Below are 11203 nucleotides of genomic sequence, written 5' to 3' on the forward strand. Positions count from 1 at the left end.
CACTGCAGCGAAAAGCGGCTGTCGAGCAGCGATGCGGTGCCGGCGATGCCGTAGGCATTGACGCGGCCTGCCGCGAGCTCGATCGCCAGCGCGATGCCGTCGAGGCGCCGGCAGATGCTGGCGACGAGCGGCGCCTCTTCCGCGCTGAGCTGGAACGGGCCCGAGCTCTGCGCGATGCGCTCCACGAAGAGCTGAGCCGCGGGGTAGGCAAGGACCGCGGCGGCATCGAGCCCTTCGCGCTCGGGCGGACAATCCAGCGGGAACAGCCGGAATATCCGCTCGCCTTCGCTGCGGAAACTCTCGCGGCTGGTCGCGAGAACACGAAGCTGCGGCGCCTCGCGAACGATGCTCTCGACGAGCGGCGCCAGATTATCCAGCACATGTTCGCAACCGTCGAAGATCAGCAGGGCCGGGCCGGTCTTCAGAAATGTCAGCACGGCCGGCGTCGGATCCTCCGCGCTGATTGTCAGTCCGAGCGCCGAAGCAATGGTGGTCGCGATGTGGCTGGCATCCCGCAGCGGACCGAAGTCGACGAAGAAGACGCGTCCGCCGAAATCCTGGGAACGGCGATGACCGACCGTGACGGCGACCGCGGTCTTGCCGATGCCGCCCGGGCCGACGACGGTCATGAAGCGATGCAGCGAAAGCCCGCTCGATATCTTCTCGACGATCTCCTCCCGTCCGACCATCTTCGAGAGCGGCGCGGGAAGCGAGCGGGGGGGTATGATCTCGGCGAGAGGCTGGGCGGCGGGCGGGGCCGGTTGAGCGAACGAGGCGACGAAGCAATAGCCGCGGCCGGGCACGTTGACGACATAACGGGCCGACTTGCCGGTATCCCCGAGCGCCTTGCGCAGCACCGCGACATGGAAGCGGAGGCTGCCTTCGTCGACATTGACGTCGGCCCAGATGCGCTTGACCAGCTCTCTCTTGTCGACGACTTCACCGGGGCGCTCGGCCAGGAAGATGAGAATATCGAGTGCACGGCCGCCGACATGAAGCGGCGAGCCCTCCTTCTCCAAGAGCCGGGACTTCGGAAACAGTCGAAATGGCCCAAAGGAAATGGCCGAGTCTTCGGTACGATCTGGCACGCGCCATTGCCCCCGCAACGGGAGTCAAAAGGTATTACTTTCTGGTCTATCAGAACGAGGCGTACAGTAAACTGGCCGAAAGCAGTGGGCAGGGCTGACAGCTCTGCGCAGACGGCTTGGGTCCGTGGGCCTCGGGAATATTGCTTTAAAAGGAATGGCTTAGGTCGGCATGACCGTGTCCATGGCGGCGGGAGCTAGTCCGGACGGAGCATTGACGGCGGTGGAAGATTGCTGCGATGGGATGGCTTGGGAGCCGGTCCCGCCTCGACAGTGACCACCGACTTCCGGAATTCGACCATGCCGTCCTTTTCGCGCCGACACTTCGTCCATGCGTTATCGGGCGCAGCGGCCCTTGCCGCCATTCCGCGCAGCGGACAGGCCGCCGATTATCCCTCCCGCCCCATTCGCCTCGTGCATCCGTACGGAGCCGGCGGAGCGGGGGACCAGATCGGGCGTCCCTGGGTCGACAAGATGTCATCGCTGCTCGGGCCGACCTTCATCGACTATATCGGCGGTGCAGGCGGCGCGATCGGGACCGCCGCCGTCGCGCGCGAGGAGCCCGACGGCTATTCGCTGCTGCTCGGCAACGGCAGCACGCAGGTCATCATTCCCCTGACCTCGGCAAATCCCGGCTATTCCGTTGACGATTTCCGCGCGATCTACCGCCTGATCAGCAGTGCGTTGGTTTTCGCCGTTCATCCGTCGCTGCCCGCCGCAAACCTGCGCGAACTGATCGCCTACGCAAAGGCCAATCCGGGAAAGCTGTCCTATGGGACGCCCGGCATCGCCACCGGAAACCATCTGGTCGGAGAATCCTTCAAACAGCAGGCTGGCGCACTGGACATTGTCCATGTGCCTTATCGGGGGATGTCGCAGGCGGCCAACGACCTCGTCAGTGGTCAGATCTCGCTCATCATTGGCGTGATGTCCGTCCAGTTGAAGGAGCTGAGCGAGGCCGGGAAGGTCAGGCTGCTGGCGGTCACCACGGAAAAGCGTTTGAGCGGCGCGCCGGAGATTCCGACCGCCGTCGAATCCGGCATGCCGGATCTTCGCTATGAGGGATGGTTCGGCATCTTTGCACCCAGGCGCACCGACGATGCCATCATCGGCCGGATCGCGCAGGCAACGCGACTGGCCATGTCCGATCCCGCACTGCTCGCGAGCTACCGCGCCCAGGGCCTGGAGCCGGACAGCGATTCAAGCCCGGACAAATTCCAGCGCATCGTCGAGGCGACGACGGCAAGCCTGGCGCCGGTGATCAAATCGATCGGGCTGCGCAAATTGTGAGGTCGCTCACGCATCGACGCGCGATGTCTGGCGCCGCTCCGCGGTGACAATGCGCGCGGACAACGTGACGAGCCCCATCAATGCGGCCAGAAGCCAGAACGCCATCGGCAATCCGCCAATGCGTGCCACGAAGCCGACGCCGGCGGGACCGACGAGGATGCCGGCGTAGCCCGCCGTCGTAATCGCCGCGACGGCGAGCCCCGTGGGCATCACCGTCTGCCTCGCCGCCCGGCGGAACAGCACCGGCACGAGGTTCGATGCGCCGAGGCCGATCAGCATGAAGCCGCCGACGGCGACCGCCGCGACGCCAGCCGTGAGCAGGACCACGAAGCCCGCGATGGCAATGAGGCTGCCCCAGAACAATGTCGCACGGTCGCCGATGCGCGCGACGACGGCGTCGCCGCCGAGCCGTCCGACGGTCATCGCGATCGAGAACACGATATAGCCGATGCCGCCTTGCGCATCCGCGACGAGGCCTGCGCCGATGACGAGCAGCGCACCCCAATCGAGCATCGCGCCTTCGACGAGGAAGGTGATGGCGCCGAGCAGCGCGAGCAGAAGCACGGAGCCGTGCGGCAGCACGAACAGCGGTCCGTCCTGCACCTTCGTGGAACGCAACAGGCGCGGCCAGGCCACCAGCATCGCGATCAGCATCAGGACGGAGCAGATCAGCGTGCAGGCGAGCACGCCAAGTTGCAGCGAAAGCAATACGGTCATCAGCGCGGATCCGGCAAAGCCGCCGATGCTGAACAGCGCGTGGAAGCCGGACATCAGCGGACGTGGCGCTGCGCGCTCCACCTCCACCGCGTGGATGTTCATGGCGACGTCGATGGAGCCGAGCGCGGCGCCGAAGGCGAGGAGCGCCAGCGCCAGCGTCGCGGGCGAGCTCGCGACCGCCAGCACAGGCAGGACCAAAGCGAGACCGAGCCCGCCCGCAATAATGATCGGCCTCGAGCCGTAGCGCGCGCTCAGGACGCCGGTCAAAAGCATTGCGACGACCGAGCCGATGCCGAGGCTGAGCAGGAGCAACCCGAGCACACCGTCATCGACGCCGAGCCGTGTCTTCGCGAACGGCACCAGCGGCGCCCAGCACGCGATGCCGAAGCCCGCGACGAGAAAGGCAAGCCTGGTCGCAAGGCGCGTCGCCGGCCGGTCGGCAGATGACATGGGAACTCCGGAGGAAGCAGGGCAGGGCGATCGACAAACCCCGGGATTGTCGCGCCTTTATGTCCGGGGCGTGCTCGAATTGTCGCAGGCGGCGTTCGACAGCCGCAAGCGGACACGCAGGCCCTTCGGCTCGTTGTCGAGCAGCTGAAGCGTTCCATCATGCGCGGTCACGATCGCCTGCGCGATGGAGAGGCCGAGGCCAAATCCCGATGTCTCGTCCATGGTGCGGGCTTCCTCTCCGCGTACGAAGGGCTCCAGCATCGCGGCCTTCCTTTGATCGGGAATGCCGGGTCCGTCGTCGGCAACGTCGATGACGAGATGATCCCCGGCCGTCAACAGCGCGACGTCGACTTCGGTTCCGAAGCGCGTTGCGTTCTGGACGAGGTTGGTGACCGCGCGGATGATCTCATCCGGGCGCAGGATGAAGGCGGCCCTGTCCGGGCCGGAATAGGTCACGGCAAATCCGGAATCAGAAAATTGCTCGCAGACCATCTGAAGCAGCGCTGCGACGTCCACCAGCGTCGGCTGGACGGGACTTTCACTGCGCAGCAGCGAAAGCACCGATTCGAGCATGGACTGCATCTGGTCGAGGTCGCGTACGGTCTGCGTGCGCTGTGCCGGGTCCTCGATATATTCCGAGCGCAGCCGCAGGCGCGTGATCGGCGTGCGCAGATCGTGGCTGATGGCCGCCAGCATGCGGGTCCGGTCGTTCATCAGCGTGGTGATGCGCTCGCGCATCCGGTTGAGCGCCCTCGCTGCGGACTTGATCTCCTCCGGTCCGTTCTCTGGCAGCGGCGCCGACGACCGGTTCAGGCTGAAGTCCTCCGCCGCCCGCGCGAAGGCCGACAGCGGCGAACTGAGCGCGCGGCCGGCCCAGACGCCGAGCAGCGTCACGCTCGCCACCAGGAACAGCAGCGTGCTGGTCCAGAGACCGCTCACGAATGGCGGCATCTTGAATGATCCGATCGTGGCCTCGAGCACCTCGTCGTTCGCCAGATAGAACCAGATGCGATTGTCCTCCGGCGCGTCGCCCCGAAGGAGATCGGCGCGGCCGTCCAGCGACAGCGGGATGTTCAGGGCTGTCCGCTCGGGCAACGGCGCCGTGGAGGCGGAAACGCCTTCTCTCAATCGGAGCCTGAGCACCGGAAAGCTTCGGCTGATGCTTTCCAGGACGAGACCGCGCTCTGCCTGCGGTGTATTGGCGATGATCCTTGCGATCAGCTCGAACTGCTCGATGGGCGTGTCCGCCAGCGGCTTCGGCCGGCTGAGCAGGAAATACCCGGCGATCAGGACGTGGATCAGGATCAGCGATCCCAGGATCAGGGCCGCGATCTGGCCGCTGATCCGCCTGAAGCTGAACAGCGCGACGGTGTCGGCGATGCGGCTCATGCTTCCTCCACCACCGGGGTGAAGACGTAGCCGCCGGTGCGGACGGTTCTGATCATCGAGGTCCCTTCGGTCCGGTCGAGCTTGCGGCGCAGCCGGCTGACGAGGACGTCGATGCTGCGGCCGAAGCTTCCCCCGGGACGGCCACGCGTCATGCTCAGGAGGTTGTCGCGGGCCAGGATGCGGCCGGCGCGTTCGCAGAAGGCCTGCAGCAGATCGAACTCGGCGCTGGTCAGCGGCACCTGCGCGCCTTCGGGGTTGCGCAAATCCCGCAGGCGCAGATCGATGGTCCAGCCCTCGAATTTGAGGCGCGTCGCCGTGGAGCCGGCGGCCAGCCCGCTCATATGGCGGCGCAGGACGGCGTTGATCCTGGCGAGAAGCTCGCGCGGGTTGAACGGCTTTGGCAGATAATCGTCGGCTCCCATCTCGAGGCCGAGGATCCGGTCGAGATCCTCGCCCTTGGCGGTGAGAATGATGATCGGCGTCATGGACTCCATGCGCACGCGGCGGCAGAGGCTCAAGCCGTCCTCGCCGGGCAGCATCAGGTCGAGCACGATCAGGTCGGCCCGGTTCCGCGAGAGATAGCGGTCCATCTCCTTGCCGTTGGCGACCGTGTCGACCGAGAATTTTTGATCGCGCAGATAGCGCGCGATGAGGTCGCGGGTCTGTTGGTCGTCCTCGACGATCAGGATGTTCTGCGTGCCGCTTGTCATGGTTGAGATCGCATCGGGGTTGCCGATCGTTGATCGATTTGCGGACGAATGTCTCGCCCGAAGAACTACGGTCATGGTGCAATCCTAAGGTCAGTCACGGCTCAGCGCCACCACGGGGTCGAGGAATGCTGCGCGGCGGGCGGGGAAGAACCCGAAGGCGACGCCGATCCCGGTCGAGGTCAGGAACGCCGCGCCGATCGAGAACATCGAATAGCTGACCTCGAATCCCGGCGCGGCGATGTTGATGGCAACGCCGAGCAGGATCGCGATGAGAATGCCGGCGATGCCGCCGATGGACGAGATCAGGGTCGCCTCGACCAGGAATTGCTGGAGAATGTCGCTGCGCCTGGCGCCGACCGCCATGCGCACGCCGATTTCGCTGATCCGCTCAGAGACGGACACCAGCATGATGTTCATGACGCCGATGCCGCCGACGACCAGCGAGATGACCGCGATCGCGGCCACGAGGAAAGCCAGGGTCCGCGTCGTGCTCGTGATGGTGCGGCGGATGTCGTCGGTGTTGAGGATGACGAAATCCCTGACATTGTGCCGCTGCGTCAGCAGCGTGGTGACCGCATCCTGCGCCAGCGCGGTCGAGACCTCGTCGCTGATCCGCAGCAGGACGCTGCGAAGCGCGCGGTCGCCCGTGAACTGGGCCTGCACCGTGGTGTAGGGCAGGTAGACCGAGAGATTCTGGTTCGAGCCGAACCCGCCCTGCTGCTGGGCGATGACGCCCACGATAATGCAGGGGACCTTCCCGAGCCAGATGACGCGTCCGATGCCGGAGGTCTGGTCGTCGGCGAAGAAGGTCTTGCGGGTGTTGTCGTCGATGACGGCCTGCCGCTCGATGTTGCGGACCGCCTCGGTATCGAACAGGCGTCCCTTCGCGAGCTTGGCGCCCTTGACCTGGAAATAGCTCTCGCCGACGCCGTTCACCAGCACATTGGACTCGTTGCCACGGTACCGCACGGTCGTGCTGGTCGAAACCGTCGGCGTCACGCCGGCGATGAAGCTCTGCCGGTCGAGCGCGCGGGCGTCGTCGACGACCAGCGTCTTGATCTTGCCGGCGCGGGCATCGCCGAAATCCTTGCCCGGAAACACCTCGATCGTGTTGGTGCCGAGGCTTGCGATGTCGGACAGCACCTTGCGCTGAGAGGCGTTGCCGAGCGCCACGACGGACGACACCGCCGCGATGCCGATGATGATGCCGAGCATCGTCAGGAAGGCGCGCAGCCGATGCGCGGCCATCGACACCAGCGCCATCCGCGACGCCTCGCGCAGGCGCCGCAAGGCGCCGGACCAGCCTGGCGCACTGTCCCAGCCGGTCCGGGCCACTGGAGCAGGCAGCTGCGATGGCTCCGCGGTCGCCGTGCGGCGGTCTGCCACGATCTTGCCGTCGCGCAGCTCGATGACGCGCTCGGCCCTGGCGGCGACGTCGGCATCGTGGGTGACGATGATGATCGTCCGCCCCTCGCGGTTCAGCTCCTTCAGGATCTTGAGGACTTCCTCGCCGCTGCGCCGGTCGAGCGCGCCGGTCGGTTCGTCCGCCAGGACGACCTCGGCGCCGTTGATCAGCGCCCGCGCGATCGAGACACGCTGCTGCTGGCCGCCCGAAAGCTGGTTCGGGCGGTGACCACGCCGGTCGTTCACCCCGAGCCGTGCGAGAAGCGTCTCTGCGCGCGTGCGGCGCTCTCGGGCCTTCATTCCGGCATAGATCGCGGGGATCTCCACGTTTTCGCCGGCAGAGAGGTCGCCGAGCAGATGATAGCGCTGGAAAATGAAGCCGAAATGCTCGCGGCGCAGCGCTGCAAGCGCATCGGCGTCGAGCTCGGCGACATTCTTGCCGGCGACGCGATAGGTGCCCGATGTCGGCCGATCGAGACAGCCGAGAATGTTGAGCAGCGTCGACTTGCCCGACCCGGACGAGCCGATGATCGCGACCATCTCGCCGGGCTGGATGCTGAGCGAGAAGTCGTCGAGCGCGACCACGCGCGTATCGCCTGCCGTGAATTCGCGCCGGACGTTGTGAAGGGCGATGATCGGATCGGCCATGTCAGGGGCCTCCCGGCGGGCCGCCGCCCGACGTGCCGTGCGAAGCGGTCTGCTCGTTGGCCTCTCCGGTGACGACACGCTCGCCTTCGACGAGGCCGGATTTGATCTCGACGGTGGTGCGATCGTTGAGGCCTGTCTTGACGTCGCGCTCGGCCACGTCGCCCGATGGGCTCAGGGTGCGCACCGTGCTGCGCCCGTCCGACTTCCGCATCACCGCCAGTGCCGGAATGACCTTCACGCGCTTGGCCTCTCCGGTGATGATGTGCACCTCCGCGGTCATGTAGGTCCGCAGCGCATATTCCTTGTTGGGGACGTTGAAGACGCCGATGTAGTAGATCGCGGTGCTGGTCGAGCTCGAGGAGCTCGTGCTCGATGTCGACGTCGTGGTGGTCGAGGAGAAGCTGGCGTCGCTCTTGATCGACTCGGGCGCAGGCTCGATCTGCTCGAGCCTGGCCTCGTAGCGATGGTCCTGGTCGCCGAGGATGGTGAAGTAGAGCGATTGGCCCGGCTTGACCTTGACGATGTCGGCCTCGGAAATCTCTGCCCGCACGGTCATCGTCTCGAGTTGGCCGAGCACGACGATGGTCGGCGCCGACTGGACCGCGTTGACCGTCTGTCCCTCCTGCGCGACGGTTGCGAGCACCGTGCCGTCGATCGGCGCGGTGATGCGGGTGTATTCGAGGTTCACCCGCGCGGTCTCCAGGCTGGCTTCGGCGCCGACGATCAGGGCGTCCAGGGCTGCGATCTGGGCGCGGGTCTGGCGCACCGTCGAATCCGCGCTGTCGAAATCGCTGCGCGATGTCGCACGCTGCGCCAGTGTCGCCTGCTGGCGCGCGAGGTTGGCTTCCGCCAGCGCCAGTGCGGCCTCCTTCTCGTCCTTCTGCGCGCGGTAGTTCTTCAGCGAAGCCTCCGAGCTTCGCAAATCGTTCTGCTTGGTCACGGGGTCGATCTGGGCGATGACGTCGCCGGCCTTGACGGTATCGCCGACGCGCACGTTGAGCGCCGTGATCCGGCCCGACACCTGGGCGCCGACGGCCGTCAATCGTGCCGGCTTGAGCGTGCCGCTGGCGAGCACCTCCTCGCGCAGATCGCTGACGGTGACGGGCGCGGTGATGTAGGACTGCGCCTTGCTCGATGTCCCCGGGAAGCGTGTGGCCGCGACGACACCGGTCGCCACGACGGCAACCACGGCGGCGGCGATCTTCACGCGCTTGGCGGTGATGATATCAGTCACTTGACCGTTTCCCGCATGTGAGGCCCCGTGTTGGCGTCCACGATGATCGGCGTCGACACGTCGACCGGGTCGGCCCAGCCGCCGCCGAGCGCCTTCGCGAGCGAAATGTAGTCCTTGGCGGCCGACACCTTGCTCTGGATCAGCGAATCTTCGGCCGAATAGAGCGAACGTTCGGCATCCAGCACGTCGATGAAGCTGGCACTGCCGGTTTCGTACAGCGATCGCGACAGCCGCGCCGCCTCGCGGTAGTTCGTCGCCGCCTCCGTCAGCTTGGAGGCGCGCACGCGTTCGCGTGACAGCGAGACCAGGGCGTTCTCGACCTCCTCGAGCGCGGTGAGCAGGGTCGAATGGAAGGTGGCGAACGCCTGGTCCCGTTGCGCTTCCGCTATTCGGACCGTAGCCTGGCGCTTGCCGGCATCGAACACCGGCACCGTGACGGAAGGCCCGACCGACCAGCTCACGCTGGAATATTTTGCGAGATCGCCGGCGCGCAGCGCCGAGGTGCCGACCGAGCCGGTCAACGACACCGCCGGGTAGCGGTCGGCCTCGGCCTGGCCGATCTTGGCGGTTGCCTGCGCCAGCTTGCGCTCGGCGCTGGCGACGTCGGGTCGGCTCGTGAGGAGATCGGCGGGCAGTCCGGCGGGCAACGGCATACGCGGTGCCGGCACGGGTGCGGACCGCGCCATCAGCGAGGCGACGCCGTCCGGCGGTCGCCCGAGCAGGATCCCGAGCCGATGAATATCGGCCGCGAGCGCAGCCTGATAGGTCGGAACATTGGCTTCCGTGCTCGCGGCTTGCGCGGTCGCCTTGGCGAGGTCGACGGCGTTGCCGCTGCCGGCATCGTATTTGCCGCGTGTGAGCTTTTCGGTGTCGCGCTGCGAGACCGCTGTCCGCTGCGCCAGCGCGATCCGGGCCTGATAGCCCCGCGCCTCGACGTAATAGGCTGCGACATCGCCGATCAACGTGACCAGGCTGTCGCGCAGATCCTCCTCGGCCGATTCTGCCCCGCGCACCGCCGTTTCGATGCTCCGCTGCGTGCCGCCGAACAGGTCGAGCTCCCAGCTCGAATCGAAGCTCGCCTGGTGCAGCGTGTAAGGCGCGCTGTCGACGAGAACCGAAGAGGAGGCGGCGCTGGTCTTGTTGTTGGTCGTCGAGGCGGTGCCGCTCACGGACGGAAACAGGCCTGCCGTGGTCTGCTGCAGGGTGGCGCGCGCCTCGCGTACGACCGCTTTCGCTTTCGCGACATCAGGGTTGGCTTGAACTGCCTCTTCGATGAGCCGGTTGAGCAGGGGATCGCGCAGGCGGAGCCACCAGCGGTCGAGCCTGCCCGCGTCCCGATGCGAAGCGGTCCCGGTGCTCCAGTGCGAAGGCAGGTCGAGCTTGGGCGGGCCAATATAGTCCGGGCCGACCGCGCAGCCGGCCAGCGCGCCGCCCACCATCAGCGCAACGCAGATTGATCCGGCGCGCGACAGGGCGGCATGCAACGGGTCTGGCGTCGGGTGATGATCCACCTTTGCGGGCGACACGGGGCTTACGACGAACGAATGTGACGGCATCAAATCGGCTGAAATCCAGTGGTCTCGCCAGGGAGCGGCGGCGCTCGCGGCCCGGAGGCCGACCGCGTCGAAGGCGAGGCAGGGCTGATTAGCCGGGCGATCATGGCCTTTCGGCAGACGGATTGTTGCTGGATGTAAACAGATGTTGCCCTGCATCTCGGCCCCCGTGGGCTGCCCGTCGGGCAAAACACCCTGGCACCTCCGGCTTGCGCCGGTGTCAAGCCGCATGGATAAAATATTCCGCTTTACCGAAATTCGGTTTTGGCGTATGTGTCGCCCACCCGGCTCATCCTTGAGGGGCGATCTTGTGGTCGTCATGTTCGCGAGCCGGGCTTGCGGTGGACGCGGCAGCGTCGGGCGCGAGGTCAAGGGCAGGGCGGATTGCTCTCCGTGAGCCCAAAAACTTCGTGCTGGACGAGCGGCGCTGTCAGGTTCGTCTCGTCTGTAAGTTTCCGGCTCCGTCGACAGGGCTGGAAAAACTGCGGCGAAATGGCGAACCGTGCGTACGGCAAAACCGTGTGGTCCTGGCCGTCGTTGCTACGGTCAAGCTCTTGCGGATGCGGCATTCGCGTCAACCGGCGCGGTGTCGGCGACTTTCGCTGGAGTGAGGGAGGCCAGAACGAACTCGGCTCCCGGGAGAGCACGGCATAAGCCGTCCAACCACTGCGCAGGGAAGGCCGAGTGATTGGCTACACCTGTATGCTGCTGTGCGGTTTTCTC

Annotated in this window: 7 protein-coding genes and 1 pseudogene; 1 reads left to right on the forward strand and 7 read right to left on the reverse strand. The window is 66.2% G+C overall.

The window, feature by feature from the left end:
• Positions 1 to 1088, reverse strand: a pseudogene (locus NR187_RS07635) (winged helix-turn-helix domain-containing protein); the annotation flags it as partial.
• Positions 1089 to 1385: 297 nt separating this feature from the next.
• Here NR187_RS07635 and NR187_RS07640 point away from each other — a divergent pair.
• The gene (locus NR187_RS07640; protein WP_211384788.1) at positions 1386 to 2375 is read left to right on the forward strand and encodes a tripartite tricarboxylate transporter substrate binding protein; all 990 of its coding nucleotides are present in this window, start codon (positions 1386 to 1388) and stop codon (positions 2373 to 2375) included.
• A gap of 6 nt (positions 2376 to 2381) precedes the next feature.
• Here the strand turns inward: NR187_RS07640 and NR187_RS07645 are convergent, their stop codons facing one another.
• The 6 genes from NR187_RS07645 to NR187_RS07670 all read right to left on the reverse strand — a co-directional run bounded on the left by NR187_RS07645 (position 2382) and on the right by NR187_RS07670 (position 10852).
• Positions 2382 to 3542, reverse strand: a complete 1161-nt coding sequence (locus NR187_RS07645; RefSeq protein WP_211384789.1) for an MFS transporter — start codon at positions 3540 to 3542, stop codon at positions 2382 to 2384.
• 57 nt (positions 3543 to 3599) lie between these two features.
• A complete protein-coding gene (locus NR187_RS07650) occupies positions 3600 to 4931 on the reverse strand; it encodes an ATP-binding protein (protein ID WP_256806182.1) in 1332 nt (443 codons plus the stop codon).
• Complete coding sequence (locus tag NR187_RS07655; RefSeq protein WP_256806183.1) at positions 4928 to 5641, reverse strand: response regulator; 714 nt, start codon at positions 5639 to 5641, stop codon at positions 4928 to 4930. The genes NR187_RS07650 and NR187_RS07655 overlap by 4 nt, the downstream gene beginning before the upstream one ends.
• A gap of 90 nt (positions 5642 to 5731) precedes the next feature.
• Positions 5732 to 7693 (reverse strand): MacB family efflux pump subunit, encoded by a 1962-nt coding sequence (locus tag NR187_RS07660; protein ID WP_211384792.1) that lies wholly within the window; start codon positions 7691 to 7693, stop codon positions 5732 to 5734.
• 1 nt (position 7694) lies between these two features.
• Complete coding sequence (locus NR187_RS07665) at positions 7695 to 8927, reverse strand: efflux RND transporter periplasmic adaptor subunit (protein WP_211384793.1); 1233 nt, start codon at positions 8925 to 8927, stop codon at positions 7695 to 7697.
• Positions 8924 to 10852: an efflux transporter outer membrane subunit gene (locus tag NR187_RS07670; RefSeq protein WP_372702959.1), complete on the reverse strand. Its 1929-nt coding sequence runs from the start codon at positions 10850 to 10852 to the stop codon at positions 8924 to 8926. Before NR187_RS07670 ends, NR187_RS07665 begins: the two co-directional genes overlap by 4 nt.
• Between the last annotated feature and the right edge of the window lie 351 nt (positions 10853 to 11203).

The organism is Bradyrhizobium sp. Bra64 (assembly GCF_024519875.1).
GTDB classification, from domain to species: domain Bacteria; phylum Pseudomonadota; class Alphaproteobacteria; order Rhizobiales; family Xanthobacteraceae; genus Bradyrhizobium; species Bradyrhizobium japonicum_G.